Genomic DNA, 14,911 nt, shown 5'->3' with positions numbered 1-14,911 from the left:
CTAGTCGTCGAGGCGGAAGCCGAGCTTGACGGTCACCTGCCAGTGGGCGATAGCACCGTCGGAGATCTGACCGCGGACGCTCTGCACCTCGAACCAGTCGAGGTTGCGCACCGTCTTCGTGGCCTGGGTGACGGCGTTCGCCACGGCGGACTCGACGCTGTCGGGTGAGGTGCCGACGACCTCGGAGATGGAGTACACGTGGTTGGCCATTGCCTGCTCCGTCCTCGGCGGCCCAGCGTCGCCGTCCTCGTCACGCTAGCGGCGCAGGCGCCGACGGACCACCCTCAGAGGCGGTCGCCCACGAAGAACCACGTGAAGAAGGAGATGCCCAGCAGCATGCCGATGTGCCCCAGTGCGGACAGCCATGGCCCGTGCGCCCAGCCGTCGTCGGTGGCCCCGGTGGCGTGTCGGCCACGAGTCGGCACCCACCGGGCCAGCACCAGCAGGCCGATCACGACGACCGCCCACCACGCGACCATGGCCGCCCAGCCGACCAGACGTGGCGCGCCGACCAGCCAGGCGACCCACGCGCACAGGGCGACGACCCCGAGCGCCGTGTGGGTGTTCAGCAGGCCACGCGGGGTCTCGGTCACCCCCGACTGCTTCTCCGTGGCGATGAGCCGCGAGCGGGTGAGCAACACGACCACCGCTGCGAGGGCGGTGAGCATCCAGACGACGTTGACGAGATCCACGCCCGCCACCCTGTCGTGAACACCCATCACCACGCAACGTCCGCGTCCGGTCGGTCGAGCTGGACCGAGGCCCGGGCTGGACCGAGGCCCGGGCTAGACCGAGGAGAAGGCGTCGGGGTCGGTGCCCAACCGGGCACGGAAGGCGTTGTCGAGGGCTGCGTCGTCCTCGATGGCCTCGTCGTAGTGGTTGTCCGCGGACAGCTCGAGAGCACTGGCCCGGTCGTCGTCGTCCAGCGCACCAGCGGCGATCTCGCGACGCACCGCCGCAATGGCCTCCGACGCTGCGGGCACATGGAGCCAGCGGTAGCCGGCCTCGGCGGCGTCCAGCTCCTCGTCGGTCATGTTCTGGACGGCGTCCAGGACGCCGCTCGACATCGCGGAGCTGTGCAACCTCAACGCAGCCGCGAGCGCCTCGTCTCCGACGCCCGGGGTCGGTCCCCCGGCCTCGAGCGCCGCACGGTTCCAGATGGTGTCAGCCTCGTCCATGGTGGCAGCATGTCACCTCATCCCTACCGGGCGCAGGACGAACGTCAGCGACGACCGACGAACCAGGCCCTGATCTTCTCGACCCTGGCCACGACCTGCTCCGAGGTGGCCTCGTCGAGTGACGGGCCGCCGCAGGCTCGTCGCAGCTCGTTGTGCACGACGCCGTGCGGCGTGCCCTTCTTGCGGGCATAGGCGGCCACGAGCTTGTTGAGCTCCTGCCGCTGCGCGGCGAGGGCCCGGTGGGCCGACACCGGCTGCTCGACCTTGCGGGGCCGACGGGTGCTCTGGGCCGTCTGCCGCTCGTGCAGCAGCACCGCCATCTGGTCCGGCTCGAGCAGGCCCGGGAGGCCGAGGTACTCCTGCTCCTCCTCCGAGCCCGTCACGGCGTTGAGCCCGAACTGCTTGGCATCGAAGAGCACGTGGTCGAACTCCGCGTCCGACTCCAGCGCCTCGAAGGCCATCGCGTCGATGTCAGGCGTGCGAGCGGTGCGGTTCGCGGCGTCGAGCAGGGCGTCCTCCTCGGCCCACATCGACGCGGCGCTGTCGTCCTTGGCGACCCGGTCGAGGGCGTGGTCGCGCTCGTCCTCCAGCCGGGCCGCGTGCTCGAGGATCACGGGCACGGACGGCAGGAAGACCGAAGCCGTCTCCCCGCGGCGGCGGGCCCGCACGAACCGGCCGACGGCCTGCGCGAAGAACAGCGGGGTGGACGTCGAGGTGGCGTAGACGCCCACGCACAGCCGCGGCACGTCGACCCCCTCGGACACCATGCGGACGGCCACCATCCAGCGCGAGTCGCTCGCGGCATACTCCTCGATCCGCGCCGAGGAACCGGCGTCGTCGGAGAGCACCAGGGTGGGCTTCTGCCCGGTCAGGGCCTCGAGGATCCGCGCGTACGCGCGAGCCGCCGTCTGGTTGGACGCGATCACGAGGCCGCCCGCATCCGGCACGCCACGGCGTACCTCCGTCAGGCGCTTGTCGGCTGCAGCCAGGACCGACGGGATCCACTCCCCCTTGGGGTCCAGCGCGGTGCGCCATGCCTGCGCCATCGAGTCCTTGGTGAGCAGCTCGCCGAGCCGGGCCGCGATCTCGTCGCCGGCCTTGGTGCGCCAGCGCATGGCGCCGCCGTAGGCGAGGAACAGCACGGGGCGCACGACGCCGTCACGCAACGCCTCGGCATACCCGTAGGTGTAGTCGGCGGACGAGCGGCGGATGCCGTCACGGTCCTCCGCATAGGTGACGAACGGGATGGGGGAGGTGTCGGAGCGGAACGGCGTGCCCGTCAGCGCGAGGCGGCGGGTCGCGGGTTCGAACGCCTCGCGGATCGCGTCGCCCCACGACAGCGCGTCGCCGCCGTGGTGGATCTCGTCCAGGATCACGAGGGTGGGCGCGGACTCGGTGCGGGTGCGGTGCAGCGACGGCTTGCTCGCCACCTGTGCGTAGGTCAGCGCGACCCCGTCGTACTCGCTGGAGTGGCGGGCCGAGGAGTTGGAGAACTTCGGGTCGATGTGGAGGCCGACCTTGGCGGCGGCGTCGGCCCACTGGGTCTTGAGGTGCTCGGTCGGCGCCACGATGGTCACGGCCGAGATGGTGCCGCGGCCGAGGAGCTCCGTGGCCAGGCGGAGGGCGTACGTCGTCTTTCCCGCGCCGGGCGTCGCCACGGCCAGGAAGTCTCGGGGATCCGCCTGCAGGTATGCCGTGAGCGCGGCCTGCTGCCAGGCACGCAGCTTGGCGGCCGTCCCCCAGGCCGCCCGCTCCGGGAACGCTGGTGACAGGTGGGAGGCGGCGGCGGTACTCATAGGGCGGCCACGGTATCCGGTGCGGCGAGACGACATGCCGAGGCCCCGGCGTCTGAGCCGGGGCCTCGGGGGTGTGCTAGAGCGTGTCGCCGGGAGGCGTCATGGATGGGGCGTTACCGGCCGAATCGGTCAGCGGCCCTGTCGGTAGGTCACCCAGGCGTTCTGCGCCCGGACGATCTGGCCGGGCGTGAAGTTGTCCATGCACGCGTCGTCCGTGTAGTCCATGAAGTTCGTGATCGGGTCGCGGCCGGCCTGGCTGGTGCAGGTGTCCCGTCCGGTCGGGCACCCGAAGGCCGGCGAGGCCTCGGCTGCCGTGTCGGTGACGTAGTCGCCCTGACCCGCGCAGCCGCCCTGGAACGTGTGGTAGAGCCCGAACCAGTGCCCCGCCTCGTGGGTCGCGGTGTCACCCTCGTCGTAGGGCGCGGCGTTGCCACCCTTCAAGCTCTGGTCCAGGACGACGACGCCGTCCATGGCGTCGTACGACGACTTCGGGAAGGTCGCCCACCCGAGCAGCCCACCGGAGAGGTTCGCGGTGTAGATGTTGAGGTCGTCCATGGTGCCCTGGCGCAGGGCCGTCTTCATGGCCCGCTCCGCGCTGCTGCCCTGCGAGAGGTTGTACCAGCCGGCGTTGTTCGTCTTATTCACCCCGGCCTTGACGAACGAGAAGCCAGAGCCGCCGTAGGCGCTGTTCAGCACGCTCAGCTGGGCGTCGACCAGACCGGAGACGTCGCCGGTCGTGCCGCTGGTGATGATGTGGAAGTAGACGTTGACCGAGGTGGGCGTGAACGCACCACCACCGCCGGGCTTCCTGGCCGAGCCGTTGGCCGCCTTGGTGTAGCCCTTGGCTGCCATGGCCTTGGCGAGGCCGGCCTCCATGGCCTTGGTCTGGGCGGCGGACAGCTCGTTGCCGTCCTTGCGGTTGCCACCCTGCGCGCTCCGGGCGGCGTTGACCGAGTCGGAGTGCGTGGCGCAGTCGGCGGCGACCGTGGACTCGCCGGCCATCGGCTGGGCGAGTGCGCTGCCCTGGCCGAGGCCGAGTGCGGCGGCCCCCCACACCAACGTGGACAGGGCGATTCGAGAGCGAAGCAACATGTGCGTCCTTTCGCGGGTCACCACCTCCCGGGTTGGGAGGTGGCTCGACCTCGCACGCTAGGAGGCATCGCCCCTGTTCAGGGACGCAAGAAGGTAAAGAGTCGTTCAGGCTTTGGGGGCGACCCGGCGAGTGCGACCGCTCACTCGCCGCCGTCCTGCGGCGCGCGCAGCCCTTCGTAGATCTCCTTGCACGTGGGGCAGACCGGGAACTTCTTCGGGTCGCGTCCCGGCACCCAGACCTTGCCGCACAGGGCCACGACGGGGTCGCCGGACAGGGCGCTCTCGAGGATCTTCTCCTTGCGGACGTAGTGCGAGAACCGCTCGTGGTCGCCCGGTTCCTGCAGCTGCTCCTCGACCTGCTCGCGCTCCAGCACCGCGGTCGTGGTGGAGGGCTGGGCCTGCGGGACCAGCGGGTCGTCCAGGGGGATCTGGGGCTCGCTCATCCCCCGATTGTATGCCGGGCGGTGCTGCGGCTCAGTTCATCTCGGGGTCGGTCGGGAAGGTCGCCACGAACGCCAGGTGGTCACGTTGGCGACGCAGCACGCGGGTCCAGAGCTGCTCGGGGTCGTCGTCGAAGGCGTCGCGCCCCTCCGACTCGACGACGTACCAGCTGCCCGACGCGACCTCCTCCTCGAGCTGCCCGGGTGACCACCCGGCATACCCCGCGAAGATCCGCAGGCCCGCCACCTCGGGCACCACGATCGCCGGAGGCGTGTCGAGGTCGACGAGCCCCAGGCCGCCGAACAGCCGCTTGACCCCCAGCGGCTCGGAGTCCCCCGGGACGGTGACGAGGCCGAGCGCGCTGTCGAGGCCGACCGGTCCGCCTTCGAACAGCACGGAGGGAGCGGTGGCGTAGGCCTGCCAGTCGGGCAGCACCACGTCCACCCGCGCATCCATGGGGCGGTTCAGCACCACGCCCTGCGCGCCCTCCGCGTCGTGGTGCAGGAGGAGGACGACGCTGCGGCAGAACACCCCGTCGACGATCTGGGGCGTCGCGACGAGCAGGTTGCCCGACAGGTCGGTGGTCTCCACGGGTCCCATTCTGCCTGCCCGTGCCAAAGCCCCGGTCGCGGGGACCGGGGCTTTGGCCATTCAGTTGATGTGGACCTCAGGTGCTGCGGCGGTCAGCTGCCGCGCGCGTCACCCGAGGGCCGGGTATGCCGGGTGGCTCAGCCCCGTGCCGCGCGCGAGTAGCTGGGCCGGTCGCCGCGCGCGCCACCGGAGCGGTCGTCACGGTAGGAGCGGTTGCCGCCACCCTGACGGGGACCACGGGGGCCACCGCCGCGGGGACCACTGGACGGGCGTCCGCCACCGCGCTTCGGACCCTCCAGGACGCGGCGCACCTTGTCCTCGGGAACCGGGATGCCGCTGGGGGTCACGGCGCCGGTTGCCGCGAGGCGCGCGTCACCGGGGATCGCCTTGGTCGGGACGGCGTCGATGCCGGCGTCCTTGGCCATCCGCTCCATAGTGCGACGCTGGTGCGGCAGGGCGAGGGTCACGACGGTGCCCTTGTCGCCTGCGCGGGCGGTACGGCCCGAGCGGTGCAGGTAGTCCTTGTGGTCGGCCGGCGGGTCGACCTGCAGGACCACAGAGACGTCGTCGACGTGGATGCCGCGGGCGGCGACGTCGGTGGCTACGAGGACCGGCAGGCTGCCGTCACGGAAGGCGCCGAGGACGCGGTTGCGCGCGCCCTGGTTGAGCCCACCGTGCAGCGCCGCGGCGAAGACACCCTGCTCGCGCAGCTGGAGGGCCACACGGTCGGCACCGAGCTTGGTGCGCACGAAGACCACGGTGCGCCCCTCACGGTTGGCGACCTCGGCGGTGATCGTCTTCTTGTGCATCGGGTCGATGAGCAGCACGTGGTGCTCCATCGTGGTGACGGAGGCCTTGGCGTCGTCGGTGGAGTGCGTCTGGGGGTTCGTGAGGTAGCCCTCGACGAGCTTGTCGACACCCTTGTCGAGGGTGGCCGAGAAGAGCATCCGCTGGCCGCCGGCTGGCATCTGGTCGAGGATCGCGGTGACCTCGGGCATGAAGCCCATGTCAGCCATGTGGTCGGCCTCGTCGAGGACGGCGATCTGGATGTCGCGGAGCTGCACGGCCTCGCGCTCGATGAGGTCCTTGAGCCGGCCGGGGGTGGCGATGAGCAGGTCGACGCCGCGGTTCAGGGCGCTGATCTGGGTCGTGTAGGACAGGCCACCGGCGACGAGCTTGTGCTTGAGGCCGAGGACGTGGACGAGGGGCTCGAGCGCGTCGGAGACCTGCATGGCGAGCTCGCGGGTCGGGACCAGCACGAGCGCACGCGGACGACGGGGGGCAGCCTTGTCGCCGTCGGCGAGACGGGACAGCATCGGCAGGCCGAAGGCCAGCGTCTTGCCGGAGCCGGTCTGGCCACGGCCGAGGATGTCCATGCCTGCGAGCGCGTCCGGGATCGTCGCGGCCTGGATCGGGAACGGCGTGGTGATGCCGTCGCGGGCCAGTCGCTCGACGAGACGCTCGGTGAGTCCGAGTCCGGCGAAGCCGTTGTCGGCGTCGACGGTGACGGGACCGTCGACCGTCTTGCGGGTGGCCTTCACCCAGGTGTCGGCTTCCATGCGCTCGGCCTCGGGGTCGACCTGGGCGTCGAAGCTGCGCGGCGCGCGGTCGTTGCGGTCGAAGCTGCGGGCCGGGCGGTCGTTGCGGTCGAAGCTGCGGGCCGGACGGTCGCTGCGGTCGAAGCTGCGGGCCGGACGGTCGCTGCGGTCGAAGCTGCGCGGCGCGCGGTCATCGCGGTCGAAGCTGCGGGCCGGGCGGTCGGTGCGGTCGTTGCTGCGGGCCGGGCGGTCGCTGCGGTCGTAGCTGCGCGGCGCACGGTCATCGCGGTTGAAGCTGGTCACTCGGTGGTCCTCACGGTTGGTGTACTGACGGGGACCACGGCTGTCACTACGGTCACTGGCACTACGGTCACTGCGACGAGCCGGGCGGTCGTCACGGGTGGAGTCGCGGCGCTGCGGCCGCTCGTCACGGTTGAAGGGGCGAGCCGGACGGTCGTCGCGGCTGAAGGTGCGGGGGGCGCGGTCGTCGCGGTCGTAGCTGCGCGCGGGGCGCTCGCTGCGGTCGTAGCTGCGCGGCGCACGGTCGTCACGGTTGAACGTGCGGGCCGGACGGTCGCTGCGGTCGTAGCTGCGCGCACCGCGGTCGTCGCGGTCGTTGCTGCGCGCGGGGCGCGCGCTGCGGTCGTAGCTGCGCGGCGCACGGTCGTCACGGTTGAACGTGCGGGCCGGACGGTCGCTGCGGTCGTAGCTGCGGGCCGGGCGCTCGGAACGCTCGGAACGCTCGGAACGCTCGGGGCGACGGTCACCGTCGCGAGCCGGCCGAGCGGCATACGAGCTGCCACTGGAGGGCGCGGAGGACTGGCCGCGGTGGGCCTTCTTGGGGCCCTTCTTCGCGTCAGCCTTCTTTTCTGGGGTCCACCGGGCCTTTTTGGGCGCGCCGGATCGCAGGTTCTTGGGCACTGATATTCAACTCACTTCAGGTACTCGAGGTAGACACGTCTCGAGCGACCTGGCGAGGGCAACGAAAGAAGACGAGCCTCAGGCCCTTGGGGCCCGTTGGACCGGATCAACAGTTGTCATCCGGTGGGACTGCAGTCGGAGTAGGGAATGCGTCTGTGGCGCCTATGCCACCTCTTGGCGCTGCCAGGCGCCGCCGAACTGAGCCAGAGCAGTCTATCAGCGCCGGAAGGCCCGCCCGACCACGACGGACGTGACCCCGAGCACCACCCCGGAAAGGTCCGCCACGGCGTCCCACGGGTCACCTGAGCGGTTCGGCAGCAGGTAGTGCTGGACGAGCTCGCTCACCGGCGCGTGCAGGGCCAACAACCCCACCACGTATGCCGGGCGCACGCCGGCCAGCAGCCCCGCCACCGTGGGGAGCAGGAACAGCAGGACGTGGACGACCTTGTCGCTCCACGTCACCGGGCCCTGGAGGTCGACCCGCGGCCAGTAGAGCGCGGCCAGCTGGGCGAGCAGCAACAGCCCGAAGACGACGTGACGTGGGCCGACGACCACGGTTGCCTGTCCCGGTTCCGCGCTGAGCACGGCGGGCGGCGAGCCCGCAGGAGTCTGGTCGTCGGGTGACGCACTAGCCAATGAGCTCGGGCTCCTCAGCCATCCGCCTCGTCACGACTGCCTCGGGCGTCGTGCCGAGCACCGCCGCCTTGACCGCAGCGGCCACGACCTTGGAGACGTCGGGGTGGAAGACGCTGGGGATGATGTAGGCCGCGTTGAGCTCGTCGGGGTGGACGACCTCGGACAGCGCCTTGGCGGCGGCCAGCATGACGTCCTCGTCGATGGACGTGGAGGCTGCGTCGAGCAGGCCGCGGAACACGCCGGGGAAGACCAGCACGTTGTTGATCTGGTTGGCGAAGTCGGAGCGACCGGTGGCCACGACGGCGGCGTGCTGGGCTGCCGCGATGGGGTCGACCTCGGGCTCGGGGTTGGCCATGGCGAAGACGATCGCCCCGTCGTTCATGGTGGCGATGTCCTCCCCGGTGAGGATCCCCGGGGCGGAGACACCCACGAAGACGTCGGCGCCGGCGAGCGCGCTCTTGAGCGTGCCGGAGACACCGCGGTGGTTGGTGTTCGCGGCAGACCACGCGAGGGCGGGGTGCTCTCCCGACGCGATGTCCTCACGTTCGGGGTGCAGCACCCCGAACTGGTCGGCCACGACGACGTCCGTGGCGCCGGCCTTGAGCAGAAGCTTGAGGATCGCGGTGCCGGCGGCACCGGCGCCCGACATCACCACCCGGCATTCGCTCAGGTCCTTGCCGACGACGCGCAGGGCGTTGCGCAGGGCGGCCAGGGTCACGATCGCGGTGCCGTGCTGGTCGTCGTGGAAGACGGGGATGTCGAGCTCGTCACGCAGCCGGGCCTCGATCTCGAAGCAGCGGGGAGCCGAGATGTCCTCGAGGTTGATCCCCGCGAAGACGGGGCTGATCGCCTTGACCGTGTGGATGATCTCCTCGGTGTCCTGGGTGTCGAGGCAGATCGGGAAGGCGTCGATGTCGGCGAACCGCTTGAACAACGCGGCCTTGCCCTCCATCACCGGCAGCGCGGCCAAGGGACCGATGTTGCCCAGCCCCAGAACGGCCGAGCCGTCGGTCACCACGGCCACCGTGTTGCGCTTGATGGTCAGTCGCCGGGCGTCGGCGGGGTTCTCGGCGATGGCGAGGCAGACCCGCGCGACGCCCGGTGTGTAGATCAGGGACAGGTCGTCGCGGTTGCGGATCGGCACCTTGGACTCGATCTTGAGCTTGCCACCCAGGTGGGCGAGGAACGTGCGGTCCGAGACCTTGCCGATCTCGACGCCGTGCACCCCGCGCATCGCCTCGACGAGCTCGTCGGCGTGGGTGGTGTCCCGGGCAGCTGCGGTGACGTCGACGCGGAGGCGGTCGGCGCCGGAGGCGGTGACGTCGAGCCCGGTGACCAGCCCGCCGCCCTTCTCGATGACGCCGGTGAGCTCGGAGACCGCGGTGGCGCGGGCCGGGAGGGTCAACCGGACGGTGATGGAGTTGGACACGGACGGGGCTGCGCTCATGGTCGGCATTCTCCCGATTACCGCGGGGTACGCCGAACCGGTGCCGAATCGTGGCCGGCGACGCGACGGCGCCGCAGGCCGAGGGCCAGCCGTTGCTCGACGAGCTCCTGCCCCCTCACGGCGAGCCAGGCGCACACCACCGCCAACGGCAGCTCGACGACCACGGCCATCGCCAGGGCGACCCACCGCTCGCTCGGCGTCGGCGCTGTCACCACGTCGAACCACGCGTCTGTCGCGAGGAGCGCCGCGGTGGCACCCGCGACGGCGCCGAGCCAGCGCGCATGACGCAGCGCCGCCCACCCGGTCGCGGCCAGCAGGACCAGGAGCGCCACGTCGAAGCCGCCCCACGCGAGGTCGAAGTGCGCTGCCGGCGCGGTGCCGGGCAACGCCACGAACAGGTAGGCCGTCCACGGCAGCATGAGTGCCGCGAGCGCGGCAAGCGCCCAGCCGACGACCTTGACCCGCCGCGCCCGGGCCCGCATCAGGCCGACGCCGTCGGGGCCGCCGTCGGGGCAGCTGCGGGGGCCGCTGTCGGGGACATCGCGCGCAGCAGGTAGCGCTCGTGCTCGATCTCGCGACCCCAGAAGACGGTGTCGGTCAGCTGCACCACCACCGTCTCCCCGACCAGCTCGCGGACGACGGCGGCGAGCTCGTCGGATGGCACGCCGGCACGCCAGGGCAGGTCCGGCTTGCCGTCGGCAGCCTCCAGTCCCCAGCGCCCCTCGACGAGCACCATCCTGCCGCCGGGCCTCAGCAGGGTGGCCCATCGACGCAGCGCCTCCGTGGGGTCCGGAAGCGTCCACAGGATGTGACGGGCGAAGACCACGTCGAACGAACCCGCTTCGAAGGGCGGCTCGCTCGCGTCCGCCGCCGCGATCTCGATGGCCGACCCGAACGGTGCAGCCTTGGCCACCGCTCGCCGCACCATCTCCGGTGACAGGTCGATGCCTCGCACCTGGTGGCCCATCTCGGCCATCAGCACGCTCATCGTGCCCGTGCCGCAGGCCAGGTCCGCCACCAGCGAAGGCGTCGTCGGCAGCCAGGTGCGCAGCAGGTCCTTCCACGCGGCGCGGATGTCGGAGTCGAGCAGCCCGTGGTCGGGGTAGGTGTCGTACTCGGCGGCGAAGTCGTCCCAGTAGCGGCGGATCACATCTGTGGAAGGTCCAGGAGTGCTCATCGGCTCCAGCCTAGGCTGAACGCATGACACGACACAGCGGGTCACACGTGGAAGTCACCGGCTCAGGCACCGCGTCCGCGGCGCCGGACGTGGTCCGCGTCAGGGCCGGAGTGCGCTGCGACGGCGACGACGTGTCGTCCGCCCTCGCCGATGCAGGCAGCCGGGCGCAGGGACTCGCCCAGGCCGCGCGCGACCACGGCGTGCTGGACGCCGACCTGCGGACGACGGGCACCGGCGTCCACCCGCGGCACGACCGCGAGGGGGTCACTGTGGTGGGGTACACGGCATACCAGAGCCTGTCGGTCACGGTGCGCGACCCGGGTCGCGTCGGCAGCCTCGTCGAGGCCTTCGCCGGCGTCGCGGGCAACGCCCTCACGATCGACCACATCGGGCTCGAGCTCGCCGACTCCGCACCCCTGCTCGCCCAGGCTCGCGAGGCCGCCTTCGCGGACGCCAGGGCCAAGGCGGAGCAGTATGCCGCGCTGGCCGGCCGCGAGCTCGGGAAGGTTGAGCGGCTGTCCGATGTTGATCGGGGTGGAGCCCAGCCCCGGTTTGCGATGATGGCAGCCGGCAAGGCGGCAGACCTGTCCGTCGAGCTGGGCGAGAACTCGGTGACCGCGACCGTCGCGGTCCGATGGGAGTGGACCTAGAGATGGCAAGCACGACGCTGACGGCGGAGAACTTCGAGAAGACGATCCTCGAGGGAGGCACCGTGTTCGTGGACTTCTGGGCCGAGTGGTGCGGCCCGTGCAAGCGGTTCGGACCGGTCTTCGAGAGTGCCTCGGAGAAGCACACCGACGTCGTCTTCGGCAAGGTGGACACCGAGGCCGAGCAGGCGCTCGCCGCCGCCGCGAACATCACCTCGATCCCCATGCTCATGGGGTTCCGCGACGGCATCCTCGTCTTCGCCCAGGCCGGCGCGCTGCCCGCGCCCATGCTCGAGGACGTCATCACCAAGGTGCAGGGCCTCGACATGGACGCCGTACGCGCGGACATCGAGTCGCAGAAGGCCACCCAGAGCTGATTCGCCGCGTTCGTCTGCTCCACCGCTCGGCGATCGGCCGCCCCGCGTCAGCGGTGCGCCGCGAGCGAGGGGCCGTGGCTGGCCGACCTGCTCGTCCACCACTGCAGGAGCAGCAGGCCGCCGACCAGGATGCAGACCACCTCGGAGATCGCGGCCGCGAAGACGTAGAAGCCCTCCCACCGGTCGTGGATCCCCATGAAGCCCACGGTCGTGGCGAGGACGAACGCGCCCAGCGTGGACGCTCCGAAGCCCAAGGTCAGGAACGCCGGCACCCAGTGCTCCCAGCGCAGCAGCAGGACCGCGATGACCACGCCGGCGACGACGTTCACGAGGAAGGCGGGCCCGACCGACTGGTGGCGCACGCCGCCGAACCAGAGCTTCAGGTGGTCCGCAGCCGACACCACCAGGGCGGCCGCACCCAGTGCTCGCCACTTCATGACGCCCTCCTTCTCCCGGCCGACGCCGCACGGGCGTCCTGGTGGTGGAGACGGTTCAGGGTCGGGTCCCGTTCAGTGGTCGACGCGTTCGGTGGTAGCCGCCTTCAGTGGCCTTCGCGTTCAGTGGTCCAGTTGCACTGGCGGGTCCGCGGGCGGACCGAACGCCGCCAGGAAGCGGTCGCGGAACGCATCCATCCGCCAGGTCGGCGCGTCGGGACCGGGACGCATCCCCTCCTGCCAATTCCAGCCACTGACCCGCTGCGTCACGCCCGGGTCGTGCGCCACGATGGTGACCGGCACCCGGTGGCTGGCCCCGGGTCCTGAGACCACGGTCGAGGGCTGGTGGTCGCCCAGCAGCACCAGGACGAGGTTGTCGTCGTGGACCGTCCGCACGAAGGACGCGAGGCTCTCGAGCGAGTAGGAGATCGACTTCGCGTAGGCCGCTCGCACCGACTCGGGGTCGCGCCAGGTCTGGGCCCTCGTCGGGGCCCGGGCGCGGACGGGGCCGAAAACCGAGCCGTCTCCGACCGACGACCAGTCGACCATGGTCGGGAGCGGAGCCCAAGGGGCGTGACTGGTCACGAGGTCGATCTCGGCCATCACCGGGGCGCGGGCCCCTCTCCACAGCTCCCGGTCGGCGAACGCCTTGAGCGTGTACTGGTCCGGCATCGTCGCGTAACCGAACTGCGGGCCGGCATACCCCACGTTCCGCGCGTCGTAGACCTGGTCGTAGCGGTAGAAGGACCGGCCCTGGGGCCAGTCGCTGCGGTTCGCGGGGACGTCGCCCACCGTGCGCCAGCCGGCGCGTTCGAAGGCGCCACTCAGGGTCAGCCGGTCGGTGGCGACGAGCTGGTCGTAGCGCCGCTGGCTGTCCACCCAGACACCCGACTGGAGGGTGGAGTGGGCCAGCCAGCTGGTGCCCCCGAACGTGGGTGAGTCGAGCCAGGCGCTCCGCGTCGAGTAGCCGGCCGAACGCAGCTGGCTCGTGCCCCTGGCCAGCGTCGACGAGACGGACGCCGACTCCGGCGAGCCGGTCACCGCCACCTCGCCGTAGCTCTCCACGAAGACGATGAGGACGTCCTTGCCGCGCAACCCGGACAGCAGGTCACCGGCCGGCGTCGCCGCGAAGGCGTCCCTCGCGACCGCGCGTGCGAAGACCTCGTGGTCGCGCACCGCCGAGCGAACCTGACCCACGTGGCTCGTGACGAGCCCCACGGCCGGCGTGGCCGCGAGAGGCGTGCCCGGGGCGACCTGGACGTGGGCGACCGCGACCGCGAGCCACGTGCCGGTCGCGACGGCGAGGACCGTGGCCCAGCCACGCCGATGGCGGTCGACGCGGGGATCCAGCAACCGCACCGCGTGGCGCACCGAAAAGGGGCACCCCACGAGCAGGCCGAGGACCAGGACGACCGCACCGATGACGGCCGCCGTTGCAGCGGTGCGGCCCGCCGAGTCGTCGACCAGGCCGTACACGTCCCGCAGGTAGGTCCAGTCGGTCACGACGTCGAAGGGTCGGCTCAACGCCGAGGTGAAGCCGATGTCGAGGAGCTTGAGCACCGTGAGGACCCCCAGCACCAGGCCGCCCACGAGGGCGAGCGGCTCTCGCCACCGCGAGGGCAGCACGAGGACCACCGCCAGGAACACGAGGGGCTCGAGCGGCAGGCGGCCCAGCCAGTCCACCGGTCTGCCGATGGCGTCGTCGGGCGCCACGAGCACCACCCACACGAGCAGGCCGGTCGCGACGGCGCCGATCATCCCGGCCAGTCGCGCCGGGCGACGCCTCCTCGACGGGCGCGTCACTCGAGCACCCTCGCGGGCTGGCTCCCGGTCTCAGGACCCACGGGCCGGGCGAGGGAGGCGATGGCGCCACCTGTGATCCCGTGCCGTCCGACCCTCTGCCGCCGAGCCGGCCACAGCTCGGCGGCCTGCGTCCCGAACGACCAGGCCAGGAGGGTGAGTGCCACCACGACGACGGGGCCGGAGACCTCCCGGGGCACCAGCTGTGCCGTGACCACGGTGAGCACGATGCCCTGGAGGGCGGCAACCGCCTTGCGTGAGTAGCGAGGTGGCACGGCCCCGCTGAGCCAGGGCGCCACCCAGGTGGCCACCATGAACGCGTAGCGGAAGACCCCGATGGCCAGGACCCACCAGCCGAGCACCATGGAGGCAGCAACGCTGAGCACGAGGATGAGGAAGGCGTCCACCTCCATGTCCATCCGGGCGCCCAACGGTGTCGCCGTCCCGGTCTGCCGGGCGACCCACCCGTCGACCGCGTCGAGCACCAGCGCCACCCCCGCGATCACGACGAGCACCGTCGGGAGCTCGTGACCGGGTAGGTGCGCCTGGCCGAGAAGGGACTGCGCGGTGAGCGACGCCACGACGCACGCGAGCGTGGCCCGGGTCACCGTGACATGGTCGCCTGGCCCCAGGCGATGCGGTCGCCGGCCGGTGAGGGCCCGGGCCAGGAGTGCCCCACCGAGCAGGGCGCACCCGAAGCCTGTCCCCACCCCTGCGGCGCCGACGTGTGCCGCCCGGTCAAGGGTGCCGAGCAGCCCCAGCTGGGCGACTGCGCTGCCGACCGGGAGGGCTCGCAACGAGCGCACCGCACCTCCTCTGTCGCAACGTCTGACTTC

At 71.4% G+C, this 14,911-nt stretch carries 17 protein-coding genes; 2 read left to right on the top strand and 15 right to left on the bottom strand.

Going from position 1 to position 14,911, the window contains the following annotated elements; all coding sequences use genetic code 11:
- From AC1DWR_RS10685 to AC1DWR_RS10630, 12 genes are all read right to left on the bottom strand, one after another.
- On the bottom strand, positions 1-210 hold the full coding sequence (locus AC1DWR_RS10685) for a dodecin (protein ID WP_477615196.1): 210 nt from the start codon (positions 208-210) through the stop codon (positions 1-3).
- 74 nt (positions 211-284) lie between these two features.
- Positions 285-692, bottom strand: a complete 408-nt coding sequence (locus AC1DWR_RS10680) for a hypothetical protein (RefSeq protein ID WP_477615195.1) — start codon at positions 690-692, stop codon at positions 285-287.
- 93 nt (positions 693-785) lie between these two features.
- Positions 786-1,178 carry a hypothetical protein gene (locus tag AC1DWR_RS10675; protein ID WP_477615194.1) on the bottom strand — a complete coding sequence of 131 codons (393 nt, stop codon included), beginning with the start codon at positions 1,176-1,178 and terminating at the stop codon, positions 786-788.
- Between the two features lie 44 nt (positions 1,179-1,222).
- Positions 1,223-2,974 (bottom strand): DEAD/DEAH box helicase, encoded by a 1,752-nt coding sequence (locus AC1DWR_RS10670; RefSeq protein WP_477615193.1) that lies wholly within the window; start codon positions 2,972-2,974, stop codon positions 1,223-1,225.
- A gap of 129 nt (positions 2,975-3,103) precedes the next feature.
- Positions 3,104-4,066, bottom strand: coding sequence for a zinc metalloprotease (locus AC1DWR_RS10665; RefSeq protein WP_477624378.1), 963 nt, complete (start codon positions 4,064-4,066; stop codon positions 3,104-3,106).
- A gap of 140 nt (positions 4,067-4,206) precedes the next feature.
- Positions 4,207-4,509: a DUF3039 domain-containing protein gene (locus AC1DWR_RS10660; RefSeq protein WP_477615191.1), complete on the bottom strand. Its 303-nt coding sequence runs from the start codon at positions 4,507-4,509 to the stop codon at positions 4,207-4,209.
- A gap of 31 nt (positions 4,510-4,540) precedes the next feature.
- The gene (locus AC1DWR_RS10655; RefSeq protein ID WP_477615190.1) at positions 4,541-5,107 is read right to left on the bottom strand and encodes a YqgE/AlgH family protein; all 567 of its coding nucleotides are present in this window, start codon (positions 5,105-5,107) and stop codon (positions 4,541-4,543) included.
- A gap of 128 nt (positions 5,108-5,235) precedes the next feature.
- The gene (locus AC1DWR_RS10650) at positions 5,236-7,557 is read right to left on the bottom strand and encodes a DEAD/DEAH box helicase (protein ID WP_477624377.1); all 2,322 of its coding nucleotides are present in this window, start codon (positions 7,555-7,557) and stop codon (positions 5,236-5,238) included.
- 216 nt (positions 7,558-7,773) lie between these two features.
- Entirely contained in the window at positions 7,774-8,193 is a 420-nt protein-coding gene (locus AC1DWR_RS10645; protein ID WP_477615188.1) for a VanZ family protein, read from the bottom strand.
- A complete protein-coding gene (locus AC1DWR_RS10640) occupies positions 8,186-9,640 on the bottom strand; it encodes an NAD-dependent malic enzyme (RefSeq protein ID WP_477615187.1) in 1,455 nt (484 codons plus the stop codon). The genes AC1DWR_RS10645 and AC1DWR_RS10640 overlap by 8 nt, the downstream gene beginning before the upstream one ends.
- A gap of 17 nt (positions 9,641-9,657) precedes the next feature.
- The gene (locus tag AC1DWR_RS10635; protein ID WP_477615186.1) at positions 9,658-10,122 is read right to left on the bottom strand and encodes a hypothetical protein; all 465 of its coding nucleotides are present in this window, start codon (positions 10,120-10,122) and stop codon (positions 9,658-9,660) included.
- Positions 10,122-10,817 (bottom strand): class I SAM-dependent methyltransferase, encoded by a 696-nt coding sequence (locus AC1DWR_RS10630; protein WP_477615185.1) that lies wholly within the window; start codon positions 10,815-10,817, stop codon positions 10,122-10,124. The genes AC1DWR_RS10635 and AC1DWR_RS10630 overlap by 1 nt, the downstream gene beginning before the upstream one ends.
- A gap of 23 nt (positions 10,818-10,840) precedes the next feature.
- Here AC1DWR_RS10630 and AC1DWR_RS10625 point away from each other — a divergent pair, with 23 nt between their 5' ends.
- Together AC1DWR_RS10625 and AC1DWR_RS10620 are read left to right on the top strand one after the other, a co-directional pair.
- On the top strand, positions 10,841-11,467 hold the full coding sequence (locus tag AC1DWR_RS10625) for an SIMPL domain-containing protein (protein ID WP_477615184.1): 627 nt from the start codon (positions 10,841-10,843) through the stop codon (positions 11,465-11,467).
- 2 nt (positions 11,468-11,469) lie between these two features.
- The gene (locus AC1DWR_RS10620) at positions 11,470-11,841 is read left to right on the top strand and encodes a thioredoxin family protein (RefSeq protein WP_477615183.1); all 372 of its coding nucleotides are present in this window, start codon (positions 11,470-11,472) and stop codon (positions 11,839-11,841) included.
- Between the two features lie 47 nt (positions 11,842-11,888).
- Here AC1DWR_RS10620 and AC1DWR_RS10615 read toward each other — a convergent pair whose 3' ends face one another.
- The 3 genes from AC1DWR_RS10615 to AC1DWR_RS10605 form a co-directional block, all read right to left on the bottom strand.
- Positions 11,889-12,278 (bottom strand): hypothetical protein, encoded by a 390-nt coding sequence (locus AC1DWR_RS10615; protein ID WP_477615182.1) that lies wholly within the window; start codon positions 12,276-12,278, stop codon positions 11,889-11,891.
- Between the two features lie 120 nt (positions 12,279-12,398).
- Complete coding sequence (locus AC1DWR_RS10610) at positions 12,399-14,078, bottom strand: alkaline phosphatase family protein (protein WP_477615181.1); 1,680 nt, start codon at positions 14,076-14,078, stop codon at positions 12,399-12,401.
- Complete coding sequence (locus AC1DWR_RS10605) at positions 14,075-14,881, bottom strand: CDP-alcohol phosphatidyltransferase family protein (RefSeq protein ID WP_477615180.1); 807 nt, start codon at positions 14,879-14,881, stop codon at positions 14,075-14,077. Before AC1DWR_RS10605 ends, AC1DWR_RS10610 begins: the two co-directional genes overlap by 4 nt.
- Positions 14,882-14,911: the final 30 nt, after the last annotated feature.

Source organism: Pedococcus sp. P2_E2, from assembly GCF_056403955.1.
The sequence above is the reverse complement of the archived record's forward strand: the minus strand, read 5'-3'. Positions and strand labels throughout refer to the sequence as shown.